The 25,478-nt window shown below is 66.2% G+C and carries 23 protein-coding genes and 2 tRNA genes; 18 read left to right on the plus strand and 7 right to left on the minus strand.

The features are described 5' to 3' along the window. Positions 1-18: 18 nt before the first annotated feature. Positions 19-93 (plus strand) — tRNA-Phe (locus tag PMES_RS09830). Between the two features lie 144 nt (positions 94-237). Here PMES_RS09830 and PMES_RS09835 read toward each other — a convergent pair. Continuing rightward, the gene (locus tag PMES_RS09835) at positions 238-1,881 is read right to left on the minus strand and encodes a hypothetical protein (protein WP_159965545.1); all 1,644 of its coding nucleotides are present in this window, start codon (positions 1,879-1,881) and stop codon (positions 238-240) included. Between the two features lie 590 nt (positions 1,882-2,471). Here PMES_RS09835 and PMES_RS09840 point away from each other — a divergent pair. Next, positions 2,472-4,340: a calcium-binding protein gene (locus tag PMES_RS09840; RefSeq protein WP_159965546.1), complete on the plus strand. Its 1,869-nt coding sequence runs from the start codon at positions 2,472-2,474 to the stop codon at positions 4,338-4,340. Between the two features lie 220 nt (positions 4,341-4,560). Continuing rightward, on the plus strand, positions 4,561-4,806 hold the full coding sequence (locus tag PMES_RS09845) for a DUF2188 domain-containing protein (protein ID WP_159965547.1): 246 nt from the start codon (positions 4,561-4,563) through the stop codon (positions 4,804-4,806). A gap of 67 nt (positions 4,807-4,873) precedes the next feature. Here the strand turns inward: PMES_RS09845 and PMES_RS09850 are convergent, their stop codons facing one another. Next, entirely contained in the window at positions 4,874-5,554 is a 681-nt protein-coding gene (locus PMES_RS09850) for a hypothetical protein (RefSeq protein WP_159965548.1), read from the minus strand. A 204-nt stretch (positions 5,555-5,758) separates the two neighbouring features. Between PMES_RS09850 and rpsF the strand changes: the two genes are divergently transcribed. From rpsF to PMES_RS09875, 5 genes are all read left to right on the plus strand, one after another. Then, a complete protein-coding gene (rpsF, locus tag PMES_RS09855) occupies positions 5,759-6,112 on the plus strand; it encodes a 30S ribosomal protein S6 (protein ID WP_159965549.1) in 354 nt (117 codons plus the stop codon). A gap of 24 nt (positions 6,113-6,136) precedes the next feature. After that, positions 6,137-6,364 carry a 30S ribosomal protein S18 gene (rpsR, locus tag PMES_RS09860; RefSeq protein ID WP_088664074.1) on the plus strand — a complete coding sequence of 76 codons (228 nt, stop codon included), beginning with the start codon at positions 6,137-6,139 and terminating at the stop codon, positions 6,362-6,364. A gap of 11 nt (positions 6,365-6,375) precedes the next feature. Next, on the plus strand, positions 6,376-7,008 hold the full coding sequence (rplI, locus tag PMES_RS09865) for a 50S ribosomal protein L9 (RefSeq protein ID WP_159965550.1): 633 nt from the start codon (positions 6,376-6,378) through the stop codon (positions 7,006-7,008). A 320-nt stretch (positions 7,009-7,328) separates the two neighbouring features. Continuing rightward, a complete protein-coding gene (locus PMES_RS09870; RefSeq protein ID WP_159965551.1) occupies positions 7,329-7,838 on the plus strand; it encodes a hypothetical protein in 510 nt (169 codons plus the stop codon). A 112-nt stretch (positions 7,839-7,950) separates the two neighbouring features. Next, positions 7,951-8,925, plus strand: coding sequence for a lytic transglycosylase domain-containing protein (locus PMES_RS09875; RefSeq protein ID WP_159965552.1), 975 nt, complete (start codon positions 7,951-7,953; stop codon positions 8,923-8,925). 339 nt (positions 8,926-9,264) lie between these two features. Here PMES_RS09875 and tig read toward each other — a convergent pair whose 3' ends face one another. Then, on the minus strand, positions 9,265-10,617 hold the full coding sequence (tig, locus tag PMES_RS09880; protein ID WP_159965553.1) for a trigger factor: 1,353 nt from the start codon (positions 10,615-10,617) through the stop codon (positions 9,265-9,267). A gap of 25 nt (positions 10,618-10,642) precedes the next feature. Further along, positions 10,643-10,727 (minus strand) — tRNA-Leu (locus PMES_RS09885). A gap of 205 nt (positions 10,728-10,932) precedes the next feature. On the opposite strand from PMES_RS09885, the gene PMES_RS09890 reads away from it, so the two are divergent. Further along, a complete protein-coding gene (locus tag PMES_RS09890) occupies positions 10,933-11,409 on the plus strand; it encodes a Hint domain-containing protein (RefSeq protein ID WP_159965554.1) in 477 nt (158 codons plus the stop codon). Positions 11,410-11,459: 50 nt separating this feature from the next. Here PMES_RS09890 and PMES_RS09895 read toward each other — a convergent pair whose 3' ends face one another. Beyond that, entirely contained in the window at positions 11,460-12,566 is a 1,107-nt protein-coding gene (locus tag PMES_RS09895; RefSeq protein ID WP_159965555.1) for an anhydro-N-acetylmuramic acid kinase, read from the minus strand. Positions 12,567-12,631: 65 nt separating this feature from the next. Between PMES_RS09895 and tyrS the strand changes: the two genes are divergently transcribed. The 5 genes from tyrS to lexA all read left to right on the plus strand — a co-directional run bounded on the left by tyrS (position 12,632) and on the right by lexA (position 17,383). Further along, positions 12,632-13,885: a tyrosine--tRNA ligase gene (gene tyrS / locus PMES_RS09900; protein WP_159965596.1), complete on the plus strand. Its 1,254-nt coding sequence runs from the start codon at positions 12,632-12,634 to the stop codon at positions 13,883-13,885. A gap of 175 nt (positions 13,886-14,060) precedes the next feature. Then, entirely contained in the window at positions 14,061-14,870 is an 810-nt protein-coding gene (gene trpC, locus PMES_RS09905) for an indole-3-glycerol phosphate synthase TrpC (protein WP_159965556.1), read from the plus strand. Then, entirely contained in the window at positions 14,867-15,346 is a 480-nt protein-coding gene (gene moaC / locus PMES_RS09910; RefSeq protein WP_159965557.1) for a cyclic pyranopterin monophosphate synthase MoaC, read from the plus strand. The genes trpC and moaC overlap by 4 nt, the downstream gene beginning before the upstream one ends. Further along, a complete protein-coding gene (locus PMES_RS09915; RefSeq protein WP_159965558.1) occupies positions 15,343-16,515 on the plus strand; it encodes a molybdopterin molybdotransferase MoeA in 1,173 nt (390 codons plus the stop codon). The genes moaC and PMES_RS09915 overlap by 4 nt, the downstream gene beginning before the upstream one ends. 181 nt (positions 16,516-16,696) lie before the next feature. Next, positions 16,697-17,383, plus strand: a complete 687-nt coding sequence (lexA, locus tag PMES_RS09920) for a transcriptional repressor LexA (RefSeq protein WP_159965597.1) — start codon at positions 16,697-16,699, stop codon at positions 17,381-17,383. A 15-nt stretch (positions 17,384-17,398) separates the two neighbouring features. Here lexA and PMES_RS09925 read toward each other — a convergent pair whose 3' ends face one another. Next, positions 17,399-19,435 (minus strand): ComEC/Rec2 family competence protein, encoded by a 2,037-nt coding sequence (locus tag PMES_RS09925; protein WP_159965559.1) that lies wholly within the window; start codon positions 19,433-19,435, stop codon positions 17,399-17,401. A 95-nt stretch (positions 19,436-19,530) separates the two neighbouring features. On the opposite strand from PMES_RS09925, the gene gltX reads away from it, so the two are divergent. The 4 genes from gltX to PMES_RS09945 all read left to right on the plus strand — a co-directional run bounded on the left by gltX (position 19,531) and on the right by PMES_RS09945 (position 24,624). Continuing rightward, a complete protein-coding gene (gene gltX, locus PMES_RS09930; RefSeq protein WP_159965560.1) occupies positions 19,531-20,949 on the plus strand; it encodes a glutamate--tRNA ligase in 1,419 nt (472 codons plus the stop codon). Positions 20,950-21,000: 51 nt separating this feature from the next. Further along, positions 21,001-22,296: a citrate synthase gene (gene gltA, locus PMES_RS09935; protein ID WP_159965561.1), complete on the plus strand. Its 1,296-nt coding sequence runs from the start codon at positions 21,001-21,003 to the stop codon at positions 22,294-22,296. Between the two features lie 89 nt (positions 22,297-22,385). Then, positions 22,386-23,171 carry a transglutaminase-like domain-containing protein gene (locus PMES_RS09940; protein WP_159965562.1) on the plus strand — a complete coding sequence of 262 codons (786 nt, stop codon included), beginning with the start codon at positions 22,386-22,388 and terminating at the stop codon, positions 23,169-23,171. Between the two features lie 133 nt (positions 23,172-23,304). After that, positions 23,305-24,624: a hypothetical protein gene (locus tag PMES_RS09945; RefSeq protein WP_159965563.1), complete on the plus strand. Its 1,320-nt coding sequence runs from the start codon at positions 23,305-23,307 to the stop codon at positions 24,622-24,624. Positions 24,625-24,684: 60 nt separating this feature from the next. Here the strand turns inward: PMES_RS09945 and PMES_RS09950 are convergent, their stop codons facing one another. Then, positions 24,685-25,461 (minus strand): enoyl-CoA hydratase-related protein, encoded by a 777-nt coding sequence (locus PMES_RS09950; protein ID WP_159965564.1) that lies wholly within the window; start codon positions 25,459-25,461, stop codon positions 24,685-24,687. Between the last annotated feature and the right edge of the window lie 17 nt (positions 25,462-25,478).

The following is a 25,478-nucleotide window of genomic DNA, read 5'->3' on the forward strand; positions in this document are numbered from 1 at the left end:
ACATTCTCCGGCTCCCGTGCCCGGGTAGCTCAGGGGTAGAGCAGTGGATTGAAAATCCTCGTGTCGGTGGTTCGATTCCGCCCCCGGGCACCACGTTTTCCCAGTAAAATGACGCCAGTTACCGCGCCGCACTATCGGCGCGACGCCAGTGGTGCGTGTATGGCATCATCTGCCTGCCCGGATGTCAGCGGACCGGACGCGTATCGGTTCGATACGGCATCCGGTCCGGCGTCCGACTCAGAAAAACCCCTCGTCGACGCTGCCCGCAGACGTCTCCGAAGAGGCGAAAGCGAACTGATCGGCATCGATTTCGGCGGGCTGCTGCGCGGGCAAGGGCAGCAGTGCCTCTTGCGCGGCGGCGGCCTCGATCGCGGCGATCTCGGTCTCGTCGGATACCGTCAGGGCCGAAACCGGCGCAGCGGCGGCGCCGGGAACGGGCATGAGCACCGCGCCCCCGTCAGGAGAGGCAGGAATGCCTGATTGCGCGGGCTCGCCCCCGTTCGTCGCGGTCGCAGCGCCGGCGGGGGCCGCTCCGCTCGAAAAATCGAACTGGTCGGTCGCCTCGCCTGCTTCCTGCACGGAAACCGCGTTGAAGGTCACCTGATCGCCTTCCGCCCCGCCCTCGACCGCAAAAACACCGGCCGTTCCGAGGGCGGCGATTCCCGCTTCAACGAGCTCGGCCGCGCCCGAATCCGCAATCTCCGCATCACGCCCGATCGGCATCGCTGATCCCGCAGCGTCGAGCCCGCCGGAGATCGGTGCCGTGCTGCTCACGGACAGACCGTCGAGCATCGCCGTCCCGATCTCGGTCTGCGATGCAGCGGAATTGATCCCGACCGCCAGGGCCATCTCGCTCAGGTCGAGCTCCAGTTCGACGAGGAAGCGTCCGTCATCCCCTGCCACGGTCGCGGCACTAGCGTGCATCGCGGGCGCGGTGCCGTCCATCCCATCGGGCTGCGACGAGGCCTCGGCCGCTGGCGATGCCGGAGAGGCCCCCTGCGCGGCCGGTAGACCCGTCCCGCCGCCCGGAAGCGGTGCCGGGTCCTGTGCCGCGGCACCCTCCGTCTCGCCCATGGGGATCACGGGGTCCTGCAGATCGGCGAGCGCCGGGGTTGCTTCCGGCGCGGCACCCGCACTTTCCGCAGTGCCAACGTCACCGGAGCGCGTGCCTGCGTCACCGAAGCGCGCGCCAGCCGCCGGAGCCGGCCCGGGCGCGAATGCCGATCCCTTGTCGATGCCGCTCTGCGCAATACCCGCCGATCCGTGCTGCGCGGCCGTCGAAAGCTCCGGTACCCCTGCGTCATTGCGGGTCCCGGTGCCGCTGGCACCGTCTTGCGGTTCCGGTGCGCCCGGCGCCTCCGGCGTCTCCTGCCCGAAGGCATCGGGCATCGCACCCCCCTGCGCCGGGGCGGACGAGACCGCATCCGCATCACGGTGCCCTCCGGTCACGCCGTCCGGCAAGCTCGGCGCAGGGACGCCATCATGGTAAAGACCGCCCCGTTCCGCGCCGGAACCGGCGAGGAACGCCTCCGTCTGCACGGCGCCGAGGATACCGTCCCCGGACAACTCGTGCCATTCCATTCGCGCGGAGGGGCCAACATCGTCCGCCTCCTGCGTCCCCTGACCCGTCACGAGGGATCCACTCCGCACATCTGCGAAACCGTCGGTCTTGAGGTGCCGAGAGTCCGGCATCAGCGTCATTTCGGGAACCGTCACCTCGAAGAAGATCTCGTCGCGCGCGATGTCGACGATGGTCCAGCGATCGGCTCCGAACAGATCGTCGGAACTCACCGCGCTTCGAGTGAATGCGGCGTTGCTCTGGAACTGGCCAACCGTAGCCGAATTCTGTGCTTCTGTCTGAGCGAAGATTCCCTCTGTCATGTCCTGTCCCGTCCTTTTCCTGATCTTGCGTTACCCGTGGTTAGGCATGACAGATGCGACTCAAATCAGACGGAGCTGCCCCCGTTTTGCCAGACTTTCGGGAAAGCCCTTCTTTAGCGGCATGTTGACCAAATCCATCCGCCCGAAGCGCATCACGGGACAGAGACAGTTTCACGGGGCCATGGCGATTGTCGCGGAGGTGTGGCGCAATCTTCGTGAAGGATGACGGCGATCCTGGGTCCTCGACCGTACGACGCGGCCGATTGCAACCAAATCGTGCCGAATCGCCGAATAACAGGGTCGGCATTGCCTGCATTCACGTCAACACAGTGTTTCGCAAGCCTGCTGATACCGCTCGCACTGCGGGCATCAAGACAGCTCGAAAGAGCAGATTTCGTCCAGAAATCAGCGAGCAAGCCCTTCGCAAGCATAACTCTGCTTCCCCGCGCCAACGTGAATTGTGAAGGGTGCCGAATTTTGATAGCGAGTGTTGAAATTCGAACTCAGTAAGCTCTTTTTCAAGGCTTGTGGGCCCCGGCCCGTCCCTCGCCGGCCCAACAAGACAACGCGTCAAACCAGGAAGGTTCGCCATGCTCAGTGCCAACGTAAACAGGAAAGTCCTCTCGATCACCGGGAGCGCGACCGACAACAACCCGTTTGACCGCGTGATCGTCGCCGTCGATGGAACCGTCACCATCAGTGACAACGGCGCTGCCCGTGAGAACGTGACCGTGACCGGCAATACCAGCGATGTGGCCGAGGTTAACGCGCGCGGCATCACCAATGCCGGCGTCGCCGTCAGCTTCGGGGGCTCGGGCTTTAAGAAAATCCGCGGCACCGATTTCAACGACAACCTTTCGCTCGACGGCGGCCGCGGCTCCCTCGCCGGCTTCGACGGCGACGATTCGATGTTCGGCGGCGAGGGCAGCGACCGCCTCTATGGCGGCAACGGCGACGATCAGATGATCGGCAACGGCGGCGGCGATCTCTTCTACGGTCAGGGCGGCAACGACACGATGAACGGTGGCCGCGGCTTTGACGCCGCTGTCTTCTCTGGCCTGCGCAGCGAGTACACGATCACGAACGTGAATGGCCGCACCCAGGTCAGCCATCAGAACGGCAACGGCGCCGACGGCGTGGACAGCCTCGTCTATATCGACAGCCTCGTCTTCGCCGACGGCTCGATCAACATCAGCACGCCGCCGACCAACCTGACCGCAACCTCCAACGGCGCGACGCTGAAGGTGAGCGGCACCGGCTTCGACAACAACCCCTTCCGCTTCATCACCATCACCAATTCCAACGGCGTGATCGTGCAGGACAACGACGCGACGCGCACCGAGATCCCGATCTCCGGCAATGCCTCGAACATCTCCAGCATCGACGCGACCGGCATCACCAATACCGGCGTTTTCGTGAACCTGGTCTCGACCTCGGCTTTCAAGAAGATCTTCGGCACCGAGTTCAATGACTTCCTGACCTCCAAGGGCGGCAATGCCACGATCGCTGGCTATGGCGGCGATGACGACATCACCGGTGGCGGCGGCCGCGATCGCCTCTTCGGCGGTGACGGGCGTGACTTCCTCTTCGGTGGGCGTGGCAATGACGAGCTCTCGGGCCAAGCCGGCGACGACAAGATCAACGGCGGCGAGGGCTTCGACATCGCCCGCTTCGCCGGCAACTTTGGCGATTACACCATCTCCAGCGCCAATGGCCGCACCATTGTCAGCCACCTGAACGGCACCGGCTCGGAAGGTGTGGACGAGATCGTCTATGTCGAGCAGTTCGTCTTCGCTGACCGCACGATCAACGTGAACACAGATCCGTCGAACCTGCTGGCCTCCGCCAATAATGGCCGCGTCAACATCGCAGGCAACGCCTTTGCCAACAGCCCGACCAACCGTCTCGATATCGACAGCACGAATTCGGCCTTCACCCTGCTCGACAACGATGCCGGACGCACCGAGATCATGGTCGACGGAGATACCTCAAATGTCTCCATTATCGATGCCAGCCGTATCACCGGTGCCGGCGTCAACGTGACCATGAACAATTCCGTCGGCCTGAAGAAAGCCTTCGGCACGGATCAAAGCGACGTGCTCAGCGGTGCCAATGGCAACGTCGTCTTGGCCGGCAACGGTGGCAACGACTTCCTGAATGGCGGTCGCAGTGCGGACCGTCTCTATGGAGGCTCGGGCAATGACACGCTGGACGGCAAGGCCGGAAACGACCGCCTCTACGGTCTCGATGGCAATGACACGATCGACGGCGGCACCGGGTTCGACACGCTCTTCCTGACCCAGAACCGTTCGGAATACGAAGTCTCCCGTAATGGTGACACCTACCAGGTCAGCCATCTCAACGGCACCGGCTATGACGGCACCGACACGTTCGAGAATATCGAGGCGCTCGGCTTCCGCGATCAGACCATGCGCATCGACGAGTTCGATTTCGCCTGATCGGACCGGACAGGCCCCTTGGCGGGACCTGCCTGGAAAATCATGGAAGAGGGCCCGGCAATGACCGGGCCCTTGTCATGTCCGCCCCCTCCTTTCGATCAGGGAGGGGCGCAGCCGCCGCCCTCCCCCCCTTGCGGCGCGCACCGATCCGGTGGAGCATCGCGAGGCAGACCGGAATTGTCGGGAATGCGCGACGGATCACGAGAAGGAGGTGAGCAAGATGTCGAATCTGAGGAAATTCACGCTCGTCCCCGAGCAGGACGGGCCGGGATGGCTCTTGCGCGAGGATGAGAGCGGAACGCAAATTCACCGCTTCGACAACAAGGAGGATGCGACCGCCGGCGGCGCGCTCGAATCCGTCCTCCCGGATGGTCGCGGCTCGGTGAAAATCCAGAAGGAAGACGGCACGTATGGCGAGGAGCGGACGTTCCCCCGCTCGGCGGACCCGGCACGCTCGCCCGGCTGATCCGCGCGCTGCGCCGATATGTGATTGCGGTGTGCCCGCCGGCACTTACCGGTTCAAAAATCCCGGTTCAGGGACCGGTCCGCCAAGCGCTCTGCGCAATGACCCAGCGGCTCACCTGCTTGGGAAGCTTGGGCAGGGGGCGTTCCGTGCGTTTCCGGCGGCGCTTCTCGGCGGCGGCGGCAGTGTCGTGACGCCTGCGGAAGGCCGCCGAGATCTCGCGCTGAAGCCGTTCCAGCTCGCTTGTCGCGCCGCTGCCCAGGAGAAGCGGCTCGGCAAGGCCGGCGGCCCGAACGAAGAGGGAGCTGCCGGGCTGATCGCCGTGGCGCCGGGCGACATAGACGCTTTGCACCGCGTCGAGCGGGATCGGCTCGAGGTAGCGGTTGCGGCCCCGGGCGTTGCGCACGATCCGTACCAAGAGCCCGCGATGGAAATCGAGCTGCACGCGCCGCTCGACCCCGCGCTCCGCAACCATGAACCCGGCCCAGCCGATCCCCCCCAGAACGAGGGTCGAGAGAAGCCGCGCGCCGTCGGGTGCGAAGGGCGACGCGCTTCCGGGCATGATCCAGTCCGACAGCGCGAGAGCCACGGCGCCCGCCCCGCCGATGCGCAGAACGTTCTCCAGCGGTGCGGAGAGCCTCTGGCGCCAGTCGAGCTGCCGCAGCATCCAGCCGGTCTCGGTTGGTTCGGCCACGAGCTGCGGCGGCAGGTGGATTTGCTCTGCGAGCTGCATGATGCGTTCGATGACCATGGGCGGTATTCCTGTATTGGCGCCGCTTTGAGCTAAGTGGAGAATCGGGCGGCATTGGGACCTGCTTGCATCAATTTGCGGAAAGCGTTAGAGCAGCGAAATCCCGCCGCTGATGACCGTCATCGGCGCAGCCTCTCGTGACCGGGACGCGGCGGGTTTCCTCCCCGGTCTATGAAATGCGCCCCATATGGAACTGGAGCTCACATGCCGCTCTACGAGCATGTCTTCATCTCCCGTCAGGACCTGTCGAACACGCAGGCCGAGGGACTCATCGAACATTTCGGCGCTATCCTGAACGACAACGGCGGAAAGCTGGTCGATCAGGAATACTGGGGCGTCAAGACGATGGCCTACAAGATCAACAAGAACCGCAAGGGCCATTACGCCTTCCTGCGCACCGACGCCCCGGCGACCGCGGTGCAGGAGATGGAGCGCCTGATGCGTCTGCACGACGATGTGATGCGCGTTCTGACGATCAAGGTCGATGACCACCAGGACGGCCCATCCGTCCAGATGCAGAAACGCGACGAGCGCGACGACCGTCGCAGCCGCCGCTAAGTCTGACGCGAAAGGATCATCACAATGGCCGCCAAACCGTTTTTCCGCCGCCGCAAGGTCTGCCCCTTCTCGGGCGACAATGCTCCCGCCATCGACTACAAGGACACGCGCCTTCTGCAGCGTTACATCTCCGAGCGGGGCAAGATCGTTCCCTCGCGGATCACCGCCGTGTCGTCCAAGAAGCAGCGTGAGCTGGCCCGCGCGATCAAGCGCGCCCGCTTCCTCGCGCTCCTTCCCTACGCCGTGAAATAAGGAGACCTCTCATGCAAGTTATCCTTCTCGAACGCGTGGCCAAGCTCGGCCAGATGGGCGATGTCGTCTCGGTCAAGGAAGGTTACGCCCGTAACTTCCTGCTGCCGCAGAAGAAGGCGCTCTGGGCGTCGAAAGCCAATATCGAGGCATTCGAAGGCCAGAAGGCGCAGCTCGAGGCGCGCAACCTCGAGACCAAGCGCGAGGCCGAACAGCTCGCCGAGAAACTCGACGGGCAGCAGTTCGTCGTGATCCGCTCCGCCTCCGACGGTGGTGCGCTCTATGGCTCCGTCTCGACCCGCGACGCCGCCGAAGCCGCCAACGAAGAGGGCTTCACCCTCGATCGCCGCCAGGTCGCGCTGAACGCGCCGATCAAGGAACTCGGCCTGCACCACGTCACCGTGACGCTGCATCCCGAGGTCATCGCGACGATCGAGCTGAACGTGGCACGCTCGCCCGAGGAAGCCGAGCTTCAGGCATCGGGCAAGTCCATCCAGGAACTGGCCGCCGAAGAAGAGGCCGCCGCGGAGTTCGAAATCCAGGAGCTCTTCGACGATATCGGAGCGGCTCAGAACGAGGATGACGAGGACGCGCCCCGCGAGGCGCAGTCCGACGAGCAGGATCAGTCCGAGGACGATCGCAGCTGACCGGTACGGAGCGGCAGGTCCGCTCCAACTTGTAACCCGATCCGAAGGGCCGCATCGAAGGATGCGGCCCTTTCGCGTTGTGGCATGCTTTGCCTCCCGACAACCGAGCCGCATGCGCGGAGATACAGAACGCTACGGAAGCTGGTCGAAAAAGGTTCACTGACGCACAGAGCTGTGATGCGCATATATGCACAGAGCCACGTCAACTTTGCCCAATACCGTTCTTTGACGCAGGTATCTATCTTCTGTCTCAGACGACGGGCACCGCCCCGCACACAACAAATTCGCAGCCTGACGCTGCACATGACTGGAGAGACAAAATGAAATTCGCATCCCTCATCGCCGCCACCGCCGCTGCCGCAACCCTCGCAGGTGCCCTTCCCGCCTCCGCCGAGCGCCTGCCCGCGGGCGAAGCGCAACTGGCCCGCTCGATCGGCGTCACCCCCGGTGCCTATACCCTTTCCGAGCTGACCCTTCTCAAGACGCTGAAGGCCGAGGACAGCTCCGAAGCCCGTGACCGTATCGCCTTCATCCAGAAGAATGCCGGCGACGTCACGACCCGCGACAGCGTCAGCGGCCCCGCACAGCTCTCGCTGAGCGCCGGCGTCACCCCCGGCACGCTCGACACCAACGAGCTGCAGCGCCTGAACGATGCCCGCCGCGAGAATGACGCGTTCCGCGCCGATTACATCCTCTCGGGTGAGCGCGAGAACAGCCAGAACGCGGCAGCCAAGGCCCAGCTCGCCGGAAGCCTCGGCGTCGATGCCGACGCCTACACGCTGGCTCAGCTCGTTGCGCTGAACTCCAACCGGATGAACGACAACGACTGATCCCGTCCCGTCCCGTCCCGTTCAGGGCAAAGGGGGCGTCCGCATCGCGGGCGCCCTTTTTTCGTTCGTGCATGCCCTTTCCCGCGATGCGCGCGCGGCTAGATCGAGCAGCATGACACACAGCATGCGGCTCAGGACCTTCGTCACCGGACTGGCGGCAGCACTGTCGCTCATGGCCACTCCCGCGCCGGCAGTCCTGCAAACCAGCAGCACGCCCCCGGTGATCGGTGAGCGTTCGGCGCCGCTGCCCGAGCGCGCCACGCGCCGACCGCCGGCGCGCAGGACCGAGAAGCGTTGCACCGAAGACCGGCGGCACTGCATCGGGGTCATCAGCTACGGCGCCGATATTTGCCGCGCCATCTCGGCCGCCGCCACCGATGCGGGCATCGACGCGGATTTCTTCGCTCGGCTGCTCTGGCGCGAAAGCCTGTTCGACGCGAATGCCGTGAGCCCCGCGGGCGCGCAGGGCATTGCGCAATTCATGCCCGGAACCGCCCTCCTGCGCCGGCTCGACGATCCCTTCAACCCGGCAGCCGCGATCTTTGCCTCCGCGCACTATCTCGCGGAGCTGACCGAAGTTTTCGGATCGGAAGGACTGGCGGCCGCCGCCTACAATGCCGGCGAGGCACGGCTTGCCGATTTCGCCGCCGGCCGGCGCGGTCTCCCACCCGAAACCCGCGCCTACGTGGCGGCCATCACCGGGCATAGCGGCGTGACCTGGCGCGACAGCCCCCCGGCCGAGATCGATTACAGGCTCGATCCCGAGCGCGGTTTCGAGGAAGCCTGCCGCAGGATGGCCGCCGGCAAGTCGGTGCGCCGCTTCCGCGATCCCGAACCGCCCTGGGGGGTGATCGTGGCCGCCGGAACGCGGCGCGCGACGGTGGAGCGGTTCGCGGCACGCCTGCGGCGGGAGCATCCCGACCTTCTGTCGGGGCCCGAGATGCGCATCGTCGATGCCGTGATCCCGGGCTTCGGCACCCGCCCGCGCCTGACAGCGCAGCTTGCCGCCGCAAGCCGGGAGGAGGCCAGCGATCTGTGCCGCCTTCTGCGGCGCAAGAAGGTTTTCTGCCGGGTCAATCGCAACTGAGCCGAACCGCGCGGCAAGGCAGAGCACATCATTCCCGTGCGCGGTGGAGCGGTGCGCGTCGTTCGCTGAAAACGATGCGGGCATCCCCATGGCGTTGCCCCGTATAGGGCCCGTCCCCTCAAGACGGCGAGATCCGCCCTTCCAGCGCGAACCTCAATAGTCCCGGGGTGGCCGCCGGCATGGGTCCCCACATGTGCCGCACGCCGTCCACGCATCGTGCCGGGGCCAGTCCGGATTGCGAAACTGTCAACACCCCAAACGAAAACCGCCCCCCTTGTCAGCAAGGGAGGCGGCATCTCCGGGCTTGCAGCGCCCCCCCGGGGGGAGGCGCGCTATGGATCAGGCGGCGGCGGTCTCGTCGCTCTCGTCCTCGAGCTCCTCGACAGCTTTCTGCAGCTCGTCCTTGCTGACGCTCTTCTCGGAGATGTCGGCCTGCTCGAAGATGTGGTCGACGACCTTGTCTTCGAAGATCGGTGCCTGCAGCTGCTGACGCATCTGCGGGTTCTGCTGCACGAACTCGAAGAACTGGCGCTCCTGGCCGGGATATTGGCGCGCCTGGTTCATGACCGCCTGGGTCATCTCGGCGTCGGTGACCTGGATCTCGTTCTTGCGGCCCAGCTCGGCGAGCAGCAGGCCGAGGCGCACGCGGCGCTCGGCGAGCTTGTTATGCTCTTCGGTCGGCTTGATCTCGGGGTGATCGTGGCCTTGAACCTCGGGGTTTTCCTCATGCCAGAGCTGATGCGCGATCTGGTTCGCCTCGGCCTCGACGAGGCTGGGCGGCAAATCGAAGCTGACCTGCTCGTCGAGCTGGTCGAGCAGCTGGCGCTTGAGGACGGCACGCGCGGCCTGGCCGTATTCGGCCGAAAGACGCTCGCGGATCTGACCCTTCAGCGCCTCGAGATCGTCGGCGCCGAACTTCTTGGCCAGCTCATCGTCGATCGCGGCGGGCGCGGAGGCTTTCACGGCCTTCACGGTGCAGGCGAACTTGGCTTCCTTGCCGGCGAGCTGCTCGGCCTGGTAATCCTCGGGGAAGTTCACCGTGACCTCGACATCGTCGCCGGCCTTGGCACCCTTGAGCTGCTCTTCGAAGCCGGGAATGAACGAGCCCGAGCCCAGCACGAGGGGATAATCCTCGGCAGCGCCGCCCTCGAATTCCTCGCCATCGATCGAGCCTTTGAAGTCGATCACCACCTGGTCGCCATCCTCGGCGGCGGCGCCCTCTTCGCGGTCCTCGAAGTTCTGCGCGTTCTTGGCCAGGCTCTCGAGCGCCTCATCGACCGATTCGTCGTCCGCCTCGACGGTCATCCGCTCGAGCTTTAGGCCGGATGCGTCGAAATCGGGAATATCGGGAAGCGCCTCGTAGCTCATGTCGACCTCGACATCGTCGCCTTCCTTCCAGTCGGCATTCGACATCTTCACTTCGGGCTGCATCGCCGGACGGTCGCCGGTCTTCTCGAAATGCTCGGACATCGCGCCGTCGACGGCTTCCTGCATGGCCTCGCCCATGACGCGCTGGCCAAACTGCTTCTTGAGCAGGGCCATCGGGACCTTGCCCTTGCGAAAGCCCTTCATCTCGACATCGGGCTGCGCCTCGGTCAGCTTCTCGTTGACCTTGGCCTCCAGCTCGGCCGCCGTGACCGTGATGTGATACCCGCGCTTCAGACCGTCGTTCTGGGTCTCGGTGACCTGCATGTCTATTCCCGTCCTTCTTGTCTCTTGGTGCGGGTGAAGGGACTCGAACCCCCACGCCTCGCGGCGCCAGAACCTAAATCTGGTGCGTCTACCAGTTCCGCCACACCCGCATGCTCCGTTAGGGGCCGCACTGGCACGGCCCCGAAAATCTCAGCCCCCATAGCAAAGCCACCGCTCGGATGCGAGGGGAAAAGGCGCGTGCCCGTCCCGGCCCGCGTCGAATTATCGCCACAATTCCTCGCCACCCGCGCCGCAATTGCTCCCCACCCTCGCGGCAGGCGTCGACAAACGGCCCTCCATGAGGATTCGGACAACATGGATATCGGCGCATTCATGGACATGGCCCGGAGAGCCGGGGAAGCGCCCCGAATGGGCCGGGCGGGCCGAACGGGAATCGCCGGCGGGACCGCCATCCTGACCCTCGATGGCGCGATACCGGCCCGCTTCCTCAACCCCCGCGACATGATCGTCACCCGCGCCGGACCAAGGCCCCTGCTGTCGCTCGACGTGGAGCATGCGGCCCGGGTCTGCGTCATCCCCGCCCATGCGTTCGGACATGGCCGCCCGGAGCGCCCGCTCGTCATGGGCCCCGATCAGGAAGTGACCCTGCATGGCCGCGCGGCCGCCCTTCTGGGAGGCGCCGGCGCGATCCGGACCGCCGCCCGCCTCGCCGCGCCCGTCGCCGCGCCCGAGGGAACGCGGCTCTACAGGCCGCGCCTGCGAGACACACAGCTCGTTCATGCGGGCGGCACCGAAATCGTCTGCGCCGAGGCGGACATCACCGCGACTTGATCGGCGCGCCGGTTCGGCCCCCGCCCGTCCCCGCCGGGACTGCCAGCGGCTTACCTGCCGGACGGGTGCGAGACGACGCCGCCGCCCACGGCCGCCGCCACCCCGGTCGTGCCGGGGCAGGATGTCGGCAACCCACGCGCCACGCGCACCGCGAGATAGGCGAAGGCCTGCGCCTCGAGCATGTCACCGTCGAGCCCGGCCTCCTCCACCGGATCGACCGGACAATCGACCGCCGCGCGGATCATCTCCATCACGGCGGCATTGTGCCGCCCGCCCCCGGTGATCAGAAGGCGCTCCGGCGGCACGGGGCAATGCTCGAGCGCCGCGGCGACGCTTCCGGCCATGCAGGCGGCAAGGGTCGCGGCCGCGTCGGCGTCATCGAGGCCGCTCACCGCCTCCGCGAGCCAGGCGAAGCTGTCGCGGTCGAGTGACTTGGGCGGCATCCGCCGATAAAACGCGCCCGACAACAGCCGCTCGAGCACCGCGTCGTTCACCTCTCCGCGGGCGGCGAGCGCACCGCCCTCGTCGCGGCTCGCCCCGCGCCTGAGCGCCATCAGATCGTCCAGCGGCGCATTGGCCGGGCCGGTGTCGAAGGCGAGGCAGGCGCCGGGCAGTTCGGGCGCCGGGATCGACGGATCGATCCAGGTGATGTTCCCGACGCCGCCGAGATTGACGATCCCGAGTGGCGCCCGCGCGCCCATCCACCGCGCGCAGGCATGGTGGAAGAATGGCGCGAGCGGCGCTCCCTCGCCGCCCATCTCGACATCCGCCGAGCGGAAATCCCAGACCACGGGGCGGCCGAGCGCATCGGCGAGCACCTGCCCGCAGCCAAGCTGCCGCGTGCCGCGTCCGCGCGGCTCATGCGCGACCGTCTGGCCATGAAAACCGATCAGGGCCACATCCTCGAAGCCCGACAGAAGCTCGGCATGGGCGCTCTCGACCAGATCGCCGGCCGCAGAGCCGCCCTCCCACTGCCCCAGCGCCGCGCGCAGCACGCCCCGCTCCTCGGGGCCATAGGGGCGGTAGGCGCTTTCGGCAAAGTCCGTGATCGTGATACCGTCGGTCACGATAACCGCCGCGTCGACCCCGTCGAGCGAGGTCCCGGACATCGCGCCGAGCGCGCGCACCGGTCCGGCAGACAGCCTTTCCCTCAACATGGCTTTCCCTTCGTTGCCCGCCCGGATATACCCCTCCCGGCGAGCGGAGAATGGACGATGAGCCGATGACCTACCACCCGAAATCCGATTTCCTTGCTGTGATGATGCAGCGCGGCTTCCTCGCCGACTGCACCGATTACCAGGGTCTCGATGATGCCATGCTGGCCGGGGGCACGCCCGCTTATATCGGCTTCGACGCCACCGCGCCCTCCTTGCATGTCGGCAGCCTGATCCAGATCATGATGCTGCGCTGGCTGCAGAAGACCGGCGGCAAGCCGATCACCCTGATGGGCGGCGGCACGACGAAGGTCGGCGATCCGAGCTTCCGCGCCGCCGAGCGTCCGCTGCTCACGCCCGAGCGGATCGACGAGAACATCACCGGGATCGGGCAGGTCTTCGGCAAGTATCTCGCCTACGGCGACGGCCCGTCCGACGCCGTGATGGTGGACAATTCGGAATGGCTGGACGGGCTGAACTACCTCGATTTCCTGCGCGACATCGGGCGGCACTTCTCGGTGAACAGGATGCTCGCCTTTGAGTCGGTCAAATCGCGCCTCGACCGCGAGCAGTCCCTCTCTTTTCTCGAATTCAATTACATGATCCTGCAGGCCTACGACTTCCTCGAGTTGAACCGCCGCTATGGCTGCGTGCTGCAGATGGGCGGCTCCGACCAATGGGGCAATATCGTCAACGGGATCGACCTGACGCGCCGGGTCCTCGATCACGAGATCTACGGGCTGACCTCGCCGCTGCTGACCACCTCGGATGGCAAGAAGATGGGCAAGACCGCCGATGGCGCCGTCTGGCTCAATGCCGACATGCGATCGCCCTACGAGTTCTGGCAATTCTGGCGCAACACCGCCGATGCCGATGTCGGACGCTTCGCCCGCCTCTACACCGAGCTTCCGCTCGATGAATGCGCCCGGCTCGAAGCGCTCGGCGGTGCCGAGATCAACGCCGCCAAGATCGTCCTCGCCAACGAGATTACCACGCTGTGCCATGGCGCGGCGGCGGCGGCCGAGGCCGAGGCGACCGCGCGCGAGGTCTTCGAGCGCGGCGGTGTCGGCGAGGCGCTGCCCACCATCGCGCTCAGTGCCGAGGATATCGGCGAAGGCATCTCCGTGGTGCAGCTCATCGTGCGCGCGGGCCTGGCGAAGTCGGGCAAGGAGGCCAAGCGCCTCATTTCCGAGAACGGCGCGAAGCTGGATGATGCACCGCTCGTCGATGCCGGCATGATGCTTGATGCCGCCGCCTTCGACACCCCGGTGAAGCTGAGCGCCGGGCGCAAGCGCCATGCCCTGGTGACGCGCGCATCCTGACAGGGGCGGTGCGGGTCCTGCGGGCCTGCGATGCCCCACCCTTGGACCTGCGGCGTGCGAGGCCTGATTTCGGGATGCGAAATTTGCCATTCACCTTCGACAAAATACCTTGGGGGGAGGCCGCAGGCCGGGGGCGCAAGCCCCTTCCGCCCCCCGCAATCCCGGAGTTCCGCCCATGACCACCGTTCTCGACCGCATCAAGGCCTACAAGCTTGACGAAATCGCGGCGCGCAAAGCCGAACGCCCCCGCGATGCGATCGAGGCGGACGCCCGCGCGGCCTCTTCCGTGCGCCCCTTCCGCGAGGCGCTGGTCTCGGCGGCCAATGGCGGCTACGGGCTGATCGCCGAGATAAAGAAGGCCAGCCCGTCCAAGGGGGTGATCCGCGAGGATTTCGATCCCGCCGCTCTGGCGCGCGCCTACGAGACGGGCGGCGCGGCCTGCCTGTCGGTGCTGACCGACGCGCCGTCCTTCCAAGGCGATGACAGCTACCTCGCCGAGGCACGCAGCGCCGTGAAACTGCCGGTCCTGCGCAAGGATTTCCTCTTCGATACGTGGCAGGTCGCCGAATCCCGCGCGCTCGGCGCCGATTGCATCCTGATCATCATGGCCGCCCTCGATGACGGTCAGGCCGCCGAGCTCGAGGCCGCCGCGACGCATTGGGGCATGGATTGCCTCGTCGAAGTGCATGACGACGACGAGCTTACCCGTGCGATGAACCTCTCCTCGTCCCTGATAGGCATCAACAACCGCGACCTGCACAGCTTCGACACCTCGCTCGACACGACGCGGCGCCTGTCGCGGATGGTCGAGGCGGGGCGCACGATCGTCTCCGAAAGCGGCCTGTCCCATCCGGCCGAACTCGCCGATCTCGCGCGTTACGGCGCGCGCTGCTTCTTGGTCGGCGAGCACCTGATGCGCCACGACGATGTCGCTGCCGCGACCCGCGTACTGCTGGCCGATCCGCTGACCTCGGGGACCATGTGATGAGCCTGACCCATTTCGATGCCGACGGCCATGCGCATATGGTCGACGTGTCCGGCAAGCCGGTGACCGCGCGTGTCGCCGTGGCCGAGGGCGCCATCACGATGAGCGCCGAGACGCTCGCCCTGATCACCGAAGGGCGCGCGAAGAAGGGCGACGTGCTCGGGGTCGCGCGTCTTGCCGGCATCATGGGGGCCAAGAAGACGGCCGACCTGATCCCGCTCTGTCATCCCCTCCCGATCACCAAGGTCGCGATCGAGCTGACGGCCGATGACAGCCTGCCGGGCATCCGGGTTACTGGAACGGTCAAGACCGGCGGACAGACCGGCGTCGAGATGGAGGCGCTGACGGCCGTCACCACCGCCCTGCTGACCATCTACGACATGGTCAAGGCCGCCGAGAAAGGCATGGTCATCGAGACTGTCAGGCTGGTTTTGAAGGATGGGGGCAAGTCGGGGCGCTACGAGGTATCGCGGTGATCAGCGTCGCGGAGGCGCGCGAGAAGGTTCTGAGCCTCGTCGCCCCGCTCGGGAGCGAAACCGTTCCACTGTCCCTCGCCGCCGGCCGCGTTCTCGCGGAGCCGGTGCGCGCCCGCCGCACCCAGCCTCCCTTCCCGGCAAGCGCCATGGACGGCTATGCCGTCGAGAATGCCGCTGTCCGGCCCGGCGCCGTCTTCGAGGTGATCGGCGAGGCGGCCGCCGGGCGCGGCTTCGGCGGCACGCTCGGCAAGGGCGCGGCGGTCCGCATCTTCACCGGGGCACCGGTCCCGCCGGGCGCCGACCGTGTCATCATCCAGGAAGATGTCGAACGCCGGGGCGACACGATCACCCTCGCGCGCGATCTCGACACGCAGACCTATATCCGGCCCGCCGGCACCGACTTCGCGCAGGATGACAGCTTCGATCCGGCCCGCCCCCTGCGCCCCTCCGACATCGCGCTGCTCGCCGCGATGGGTCACGGGAACGTCGATGTCATGCGCCGGCCGGAAGTCGCGATCATCGCCACCGGCGACGAGCTCGTGATGCCCGGCGAGACACCCGGCCCGGATCAGATCGTGGCCTCTAACAATTTCGGGCTCAAGGCGATGGTGGATGCCGCGGGCGGTCATGGCCGGATCCTGCCCATCGCACGCGACACCGAAAGCAGCCTTGCCGCGGTCTTCGACCTGGCCCGGGGCGCCGATCTCGTCATCACCATCGGGGGCGCTTCCGTCGGCGATCACGACCTGGTGGCGAGGGTGGCCGAGACGCGCGGCCTCGAACGCGCTTTCTACAAGGTGGCGATGCGGCCGGGAAAACCGCTCATGGCCGGCCGCATGGACGGGGCGGCGATGATCGGACTGCCGGGAAACCCGGTCTCCTCGATGGTCTGCGGGCTCGTCTTCGTGCGGCCGGCATTGCGTGTCATGCTCGGTCTGGCGCCGGATGCGGACGTTCAGCGCGAGGCACCGCTCGCCGCGGCCCTCCCGGCGAACGGTCCACGGGCCCATTACATGCGTGCCATGATGGAGCCCGCCGGCCTCCGCGCCCATGAGCGTCAGGACAGCGCACTGCTGACCGTCCTCGCGGGTGCCGATGCCCTCATCATCCGGCCCGCGCACGACCGCGCGCGCGCAATCGGGGAGCGCGTCCCCTACCTCGCTCTCTGACAAGGTCCCGAATGCCCCGGCGAGGGCACGTGAGGATCGAAGTCCCGCAACTCTCGCCGGTTACGACCCGGTCTTGACACAAAAAGTGAACAGCGGTAGAACAAAGGCGGACCTGCTGCGGCTTTGTTCTTTTCCCGCATGGGAGGGGGCCATGCCGCGGCGCAAGGATGAGGGCATGAACATGCTGACCCGCAAGCAGATGGACCTGCTTCACTACATTCACACCCGGCTTCAGGCGGATGGCGTGCCGCCCTCTTTCGACGAGATGAAGGAAGCGCTCGACCTGCGCTCCAAGTCCGGCATCCACAGGCTGATCACTGCTCTGGAGGAGCGCGGCTTCATCCGCCGGCTTGCACATCGCGCCCGCGCGATCGAGATCGTCAAGCTCCCTGAGGCGATGGGCGGTGGCAAGTTCACGCCCGAAGTGATCGAGGGCGGGGCCCCGCCGGCCAAGGCATCGCCCGCCCCCGCGACATCCGCGCAGGTCGTCGACCTGCCGGTAATGGGACGGATCGCGGCCGGTGTGCCGATCGAGGCGATCAGTGCCGTTTCCCATCAGATCACGGTCCCCGGACAGATGCTTTCGGGCCGCGGCGCGCATTACGCGCTTGAGGTCAAGGGCGACTCGATGATCGAGGCGGGGATCAACGACGGCGATCTTGTGGTGATCCGCGAAGTGGCGGCCGCTGATAACGGCGATATCGTCGTGGCGCTGGTCGAGGATTCGGAGGCGACGCTGAAACGGTATCGCCGCGATGGACGGTCCATCAGCCTGGAGGCCGCGAACCCTGCCTATGAGACGCGTGTCTTCCGCGATGACCAGGTCAAGGTGCAGGGACGCCTCGTCGGCCTGATCCGCTCCTACTGAGCGCCGCGCATCGGCTCACCGCCCCCAGAGGCGGTGCGCGGCGGCGTCGCGGGCGCCGGTGATCTGCCACCCGCCGGGCCCGGTCCGGATCGCGGCGGCGCCCAGCCTCGCCAGATCGTTCTCGTCGAGGACCGTGCAGGAGTGCTCGGCGGGCACATCCGGCGCGGGGACCGAGAGGATGACGAGACCGCCATCCGCGCAGGCCGCCTCGAATGCCGCCGCCGCACCGCGCCCGGTCAGGTGGCGGACCGGGCGGCCGGCGATCCGCGTCTCTCGCCGCGGCGGCACGCCCGTGAAGCCCGGACGCGCGAAGGCCGTATCGCGATCCGCGTCATCGCCGTCATTCTCGAGCCAGGACATCGCCGTGAAGTCCTCGCCCCGGGGTTTGCTCAATGCCCTTCCCTCGGCCCCGAGCCGTCCCAGAAGCCCGCCGCTGTCACTGACCAGCAGGAGCGGCCGCTCGGTCTGCAGCCATAGCATCAGGGCCAGCATTGCGGGCGCGATACCGGCCCAGCGGGCGCGGCCGCGCCACAAGATCACCCAGAGCGCGCCAAGGCTGATCAGCGGCAGCACGGCGGGCACCGGCGTGACGATGCGCCAGAGCACCCCTTCCAGCGCGGAGACATAAAGCGCGACCCCGAGGATCCAGTCGATGGCCGGTGACATGATCGCAAGGCCGATCCAGCCGCCGCCGAACGGAGCGAGGACGGCCGCCAGCACCGCCGCCGGCATCACCAACGCCCCCATCAGGGGCACCGAAAGCAGGTTCGCGATCAGCCCGTAGCGCGACATCTGGTTGAAATGCGCCGCGGCATAGGGCGCGGTCGCAGCCCCCGCGATGGCCGAGGAAAGCAAGGTTCCGATGACGGGCGCGGTCCATCGCGGCAAGGCGGGCCCGGGGCTGTGGCGCAAGGCGCGGAAGATGGCCACGAGCGCGGTCGTCGCGGCGAAGGACATCTGGAAGCCGGGGCCGGTCAGTGCCTCCGGGCGCAGGATCAGGACGATCATTGCCGCGGCCGCGACGGCGCGCAGCGTGATCGCCCGCCGGTCACCGAGCACCGCGCCGAAGACCACCGCGACCATGATGAAGGCCCGCTGCGTGGCGACATTGCCGCCCGACAGCGCCAGGTAGCCCGCACCCGCCGCGAGGGCGCCGATGGCCGCGTATTTCTTGATCGGAGCCCCCAGCGCGAGCGTGGGCACGAGGGCGAGACACAGGCGCAGGGCCCAGAAGACGGTCCCCGTCAGAAGCCCCATATGCAGTCCCGAGATTGCCAGCAGGTGCGCGAGATTGGAGCTGCGCAGCGCGGCGAGCGTCTGCGCGCTCATCACCGAGCGATCCCCTGTCGTGATCGCCGCGGCAAAGGCGCCGGTCTCGCCGGGTAGCGCCGCGCGCACCCCGCGCGAGATCCGGTCGCGCAGGCGCGCCACCAGAAGCTCCGTCCCGCCCCTTGCCGGGCTCAGGAGGAGCGCGGGCGCGCGTGTGTAGCCGATCGCACCCAGCCGCGCGAACCAGGCATGGCGCCGGAAATCGAAGCCGCCCGGCTCGGAGGGTCCGGATGCGGGGCCGAGATGGCCGGTGGTGATGATCGTCATGCCCGGCCGAGGATCGAGATCCCCCGAGGCGCCGTGCAGCGAGATGCGGATGCGGGCCGGCACGTGATGCGGCGCGACCCGCGACAGGACGACACGGTCGAGGGTGAGCCGCGGGCGCCCGCTCGCGGAGCGGTCTACCAGGACGATCCGCCCCTCGATCGGTCCGTAATAACGCCAGTCGAGACGGGGCTCGGCGACCCAATGTGTGCGGTGGCCGGCAAGGAGCAGCCCCGCGACGATCAGTGCCGCCCCGAACGCCAGCGGGCGCAGGACATGGGCCCTGAGGCCACCCAGCAGCAAAAGCGCGAAAAGCGCAGCCGACGCCCCCCATTGCCAGGTCGAAGGCTCGCGCGGGAGGCCGAAATAGAAGCCGATCCCGGCGGCAAGGCAGACCGGCGCCCAGCAAAAGAGCCGTCCCTGCTGCGCACCGAGGGTGGCATCCAGACGGCGCAGCATGGAGGACGGCATCCGCACCCTTGTCACCCCTTGGGTAGTTGTCTAGATCCGCTCAGGGTCTCCCCCCATGGTTTCCAAAAGGTAAATTTCCGACAATGTCAGAGCAGCCGGTCGTCACGCGCTTCGCCCCCTCCCCTACGGGGTTTCTTCATATCGGCGGGGCACGCACGGCTCTGTTCAACTGGCTCTACGCGCGCGGCCGTGGTGGACGCTTCGTGCTCAGGATCGAGGATACGGACATCGCCCGCTCGACGCCCGAGGCGACGGCCGCGATCCTCGAAGGTCTGACCTGGCTCGGGCTCGACTGGGACGGTGACGCGGTCAGCCAGGCTGCGAACGCCGCGCGCCACGCCGAGGTGGCGACGCGGATGCTCGAGAGCGGCGCCGCCTACAAGTGTTTCTCGACGCAGGAGGAGATCGCCGCGTTCCGCGAGGCGGCGAAGGCAGAGAATCGCTCCACCCTCTTTCGCTCGCCCTGGCGCGACGTCGATCCCGAAGCCCATCCCGACGCCCCTTACGCGATCCGCGTTCGCGCACCGCTCGACGGCGAGACGGTCATTGAGGATGAGGTCCAGGGCCGCGTGACGATCCGCAACGACCAGCTCGACGACATGATCGTGCTGCGCTCGGACGGCACACCCGTCTACATGCTCGCGGTGGTGGTGGACGATCATGACATGGGCGTCACGCACGTGATCCGCGGCGACGATCACCTCAACAATGCCGCGCGACAGATGCTCGTTTATCGCGCCATGGGCTGGGACGTGCCGGTCTGGGCGCATATCCCTCTGATCCATGGAGAGGACGGCAAGAAGCTCAGCAAGCGTCACGGGGCGCTTGGTGTCGAGGAATACCGCGACATGGGCTACCCGGCAGCGGCCATGCGCAACTACCTCGCGCGGCTTGGCTGGAGCCATGGCGACGATGAATTCTTCACCGATGCCGAGGCGCTCGACTGGTTCGATCTCTCCGGTATCGGAAAATCCCCCGCCCGGCTCGACTTCAAGAAACTCGGCCATCTGAGCGGGCAGCATATCGCCGCGATGGCCGATGACGCCCTTCTTGCGCAGATCGACACCTTTCTCGCCTCCAGCGGCCAAGAGCCGCTCGACGAAACGCAGCGCAGCCGCCTGCTTTCGGCGATGCCGCATGTGAAAAGTGGTGCGAAGACCTTTGGCGATCTTCTCGAAAAGGCGCGTTTTGCCCTTGTTTCGCGGCCGATTTCGCCGGATGCGAAGGCCGAGAAGGCTCTCGATCCGGTATCCCGAAGTATACTGAGCAGTTTGACGCCGCAGTTGCAAAATGCTACTTGGTCGCGTGACGCGCTCGAAGCCTGTGCCAGCGGTTTGGCCGAAGAACGCGGCGTGGGTTTGGGCAAGGTCGCCGGGCCGCTCAGGGCTGCACTGGCGGGACGCATGTCCACCCCCAGTGTCTTTGACATGATGACCGTTCTGGGCCGCGAGGAATCGTTGTCCCGGATCGGGGATGCCGCCGGACCCGCGTCCGGCAATTAATCATAATCGGGTCCGGATATGCCGGAGAACCCGTCCAGGAAGGGATTACGAATGGCACAAAGCGACAAGACGGCCAAGTTGAGCTTCGGTGATACCGAACTGGAACTGCCGATGTACTCGCCCTCTGCCGGACCTGACGTGATCGACATCCGCAAGCTTTATGCGCAGGGCAATGTCTTCACCTACGATCCGGGTTTCACCTCGACCGCGTCCTGCGACAGCACGATCACCTTCATCGATGGCGACAAGGGCGAATTGCTGCACCGCGGCTACCCGATCGATCAGCTGGCGGCCAAGTCGCATTTCCTCGAAGTGTGCTACCTGCTGCTCTATGGCGAGCTTCCCACCGCCGAGCAGCTCGAGGATTTCGAGGGCCGTGTGACCAATCACACGATGCTCCACGAGCAGATGATGAACTTCTTCAGGGGCTTCCGCCGCGACGCGCATCCGATGGCCGTCATGGTCGGCGTGGTCGGCGCGATGAGCGCCTTCTACCACGACAGCACCGATATCGGCGATCCCTGGCAGCGCGAGGTCGCCTCGATCCGCCTGATCGCCAAGATGCCGACGATCGCCGCCTGGGCCTACAAGTATTCCGTGGGCCAGCCCTTTGTCTATCCGCGCAACGATCTCGACTACGCGTCGAACTTCCTGCGCATGTGCTTCTCGGTTCCGGCCGAGGATTACGTCGTCGATCCGATCCTGAGCCGGGCGATGGACCGCATCTTCACCCTTCATGCCGATCACGAGCAGAACGCCTCCACCTCGACGGTGCGCCTGGCATCCTCCTCCGGCGCGAACCCCTTCGCCTGCATCGCGGCCGGCATCGCCTGCCTCTGGGGACCGGCGCATGGCGGCGCCAACCAGGCCTGCCTCGAGATGCTGCGCGAGATCGGCACGCCCGACCGCATCCCCGAGTTCATCGCCCGCGCCAAGGACAAGAACGATCCGTTCCGCCTGATGGGCTTCGGACACCGCGTCTACAAGAACTTCGACCCGCGCGCCAAAGTCATGAAGGAGAGCGCCGACGAGGTGCTCGATCTGCTCGGGATCGAGAACAACCCGACGCTTCAGGTTGCCAAGGAACTGGAGCGCGTCGCGCTCGAGGATCCGTATTTCGCCGAGAAGAAGCTCTACCCCAATGTCGACTTCTATTCCGGCATCATCCTCGACGCGATGGGCTTTCCGACCTCGATGTTCACCCCGATTTTCGCCGTGGCGCGGACCGTGGGCTGGATCTCGCAGTGGAAAGAGCAGATCTCCGATCCGCAGCTGCGCATCGGGCGTCCGCGTCAGCTCTACCAGGGTGCGACGACGCGCGACTACGTGGATGTCGAGAATCGCTGACCCCGCGACCGATCTCATCGCGATCCAAAGGAACCGCCCCGCCCCGGGGCGGTTTCTCCTTGTGATGCGCCATCAAGGAAAGGGCGGAAATGCTCCTCGATATCACGGCTCGGCTCGACTACACGCTCAACGCACCCTCCGACATCCTCCTGCAGCTCGAAGCCGCGCCCCTGCCGGATCAACGTCTCATCGATCCGCAGATCTGGACCAGTCCGCTCGATCACTTTCGCCGCATCCCGGCCGAGGAGAATATCGGCGACAGGGTCTGGGTGCGCGGCGAGGGCCGTTTCACCTGCGATTACAAGTCCCGGGTCGAGGTGACGCGCGAGGCGCTTGACCTTGCCAAGCTTGAACAGAACCCGGTGCACGAGCTGCCCGGCGATACGATCAAGTACCTGATGCCTTCCCGGTTCTGCCCCTCCGACGAGTTCCAGTCCTTTGTCGCGGCGGAGTTCGGCACAGTCTCGGGCGGGAAGCGTATCGTGGCCATCCGCGACTGGATCGCGGAGCATTTCTCCTATGTGCCCGGAAGCAGCAACGCACAGACCAGCGCCTCCGACAGCTTTATCCAGCGCCAGGGCATCTGCCGCGACTACGCGCATGTGATGATCACGCTGGCGCGCGCCGGCGCGATCCCGGCCCGCTTTGCGTCGGTCTATGCCCCCGATGTCGATCCGCCCGATTTTCACGCAGTGGCCGAGATCTACCTTGGCGGAGCATGGCACCTGGTGGATGCGACCCTGATGGCCAAGGCCGACGAGATGGCGATGATCGGCGTCGGGCGCGACGCGGCGGATGTCGCCTTCATGACCACCTTCGGCATGGCGAACTTCCAGGATCAATCCGTCGAGGTGCGCCGGGTGGATGACGCATAATCGCGGCACCCACCGCGAAAAGTGGCTCGGGCGGCAACAATGCCGCCCGGCTGCCGCAAGCCGAACCAAAAGGGGCCTGAATCGGAAGGCAGACAGTTTCGCGGAATGACGCCCGCAGAAACGAGGATGCCGCATGACCGAACCAACGCAGCTGCCCCATATGGTTGGCGCCCAAGGGTCCCTTCGCAGCATGGACTTCACCATGGACGGCCCCGTGCCGACCTTCGTCACCCTCACCGAACTGCCCGATGGAGGGATCGAGGTGACGCTGGATGTGGAGACGGAGGAAGGCTCTGCCGCCGACCTGCGCGGCTTCTTCTTCGACGTTGCCGACGAGGACATTCTCGACGGGCTGAGCGTCTCGGGTGACATGGTGCACGAGGTTGACCTGCTCGAGGACGGCATCAGCGATCTCGGAGGGGGCGCCAACATCAACGGCTCGATCCTCGCCGAATACGGTGCCTTCGACGGCGGTGTCGCGCTCGGCACTCCCGGCACTGGCCAGGATGACATCCAAAGCACCAGCTTCGTGATCTCGCATGAGGATCGCCCGCTCAGCCTCGAGATGATTGCCGGACAGCATATGGGCGTGCGGATGTCCTCCGTCGGGGAGATCGACATGGGGCGCGAGGGATCGTTGAAGATGGGCGGCACCGCGCCGGGCATCGAAGAATGCTACGCCTCGGCCTCCGACGGGGCGCCGCCCGTGTCGGCGGACGAGGGCGACCTGCTGAACGGCTACGAGGATGCACCGCGCGGTGCAGAGGACGACAGGCCGGAAAACGTGCGGGATGACCGCGCGGAAGCCGATCGCGCCGCCTCGAAACCCGAGAAAGCAGAAAAGCCGCGAAAGGGAGAGAAGGAGAAGGAGAAGGAGAAGGAGAAGGAGAAGGAGAAGGAGAAGGAGAAGGAGAAGGAGAAGGAAAAGGCAGAGAAGGAAAAGGCCCGCGAGGAAGCGGAGGAGGAGGAAGAGAAGGCACGTAAAAAAGAAGACGACAAGGACGACAAGGACGACAAGGACGACAAGGACGACAAGGACGACAAGGACGACAAGGACGATGACAAATACGGACCGGAGGGCAAGTATGGGCCCGGGGGAAAGTATGGATCGGACTCGAAATATGCCGCCAAGCATGACGAGGATGACGACGATGACCATGACGAAGAGGACGAGGACGATCGCGACCACGACGCCCATGGCGACGACGAGGATCGCCACGGTGCCCCTTCCCGTCCCGCCCACGAGGCGCGCGATGACGACGGCCGTCAGCCTTCGGGCAAGGATGATGCCGACGGGGACACCGCGCATCGCGGTGATGAGGAAGAGGAGGACATCATTGCCTGGCTCTTCAAGAACGGACCGATCCTGAACGAGGATCGCTGCGAGCATGACCGGGACGAAGACGAGGATGACGAGGACCCGCTGCTCGACCCCTACAATGCGATGCTCTGAGCGGGTGCTCCGCGCGGGTCCACGATCCGCAGGGCACGGCGCCCTGCGGACGGCACGGTCTCAGCGGCCCTCGTAGCGCGCCGGACGTTTCTCGAGAAAGGCCGCGACGCCCTCGGCGAAATCAGCGGTCTTTCCACATTTACCCTGCAATTCGGCCTCGAGATCGAGCTGCACGTCGAGCGTGTTCTCGAAAGAGCTTCTGAGAGCCGTCTTCACGTGTGCGTAGGCCTGCGTCGGCCCGGCGGCGAGCTTTCGTGCCCGGCTTTTCCAGTGTGCAGCGAACGCGTCATCGGGAACGGCTTCCCAGATCATTCCCCAATCGGCGGCCTGCCGCGCGGTGACGGGTTCGGCGAAAAGCGCCGCCCCCATGGCGCGCGCCATGCCCACCTGCCGCGGCAGCCAGTAGGTCCCCCCCGCATCGGGGATCAGTCCGATCCGCGTGAAGGCCTGCAGGAAGCTCGCGCTTTCGGTCGCGATAACGACATCGGCCGCGAGCGCGAGATTGGCTCCCGCGCCGGCGGCAGGACCGTTGACCGCCGATATGGTCGGGACCGGACAGTCATAGATCGCGCGCAGCATCGGCTCGTATTCCTCGCGCAGAACCCGGCCGAGATCGATTTTCTCCATGCCGCCGTTCTCGCCGAGTTCCTGGCCCGAGCAGAAGGCACGCCCCTCCCCGGTCAGAACCAGCGCGCGCGCATCTTGCGCGCCGCGTCCGAGTGCGTCGATGATTTCGCGGCGCATCTCGCTGTTGAGCGCGTTCATCTTGTCGGGACGCCGAAGCGTCAGGACCGCCACGTTTTCCTCGACCGTGAAACCGATCGTCCGGTAATCCATTCCCGTTCCTCCTCCAC

The organism is Profundibacterium mesophilum KAUST100406-0324 (genome assembly GCF_009835145.1).
In the GTDB taxonomy this organism is placed as follows: domain Bacteria; phylum Pseudomonadota; class Alphaproteobacteria; order Rhodobacterales; family Rhodobacteraceae; genus Profundibacterium; species Profundibacterium mesophilum.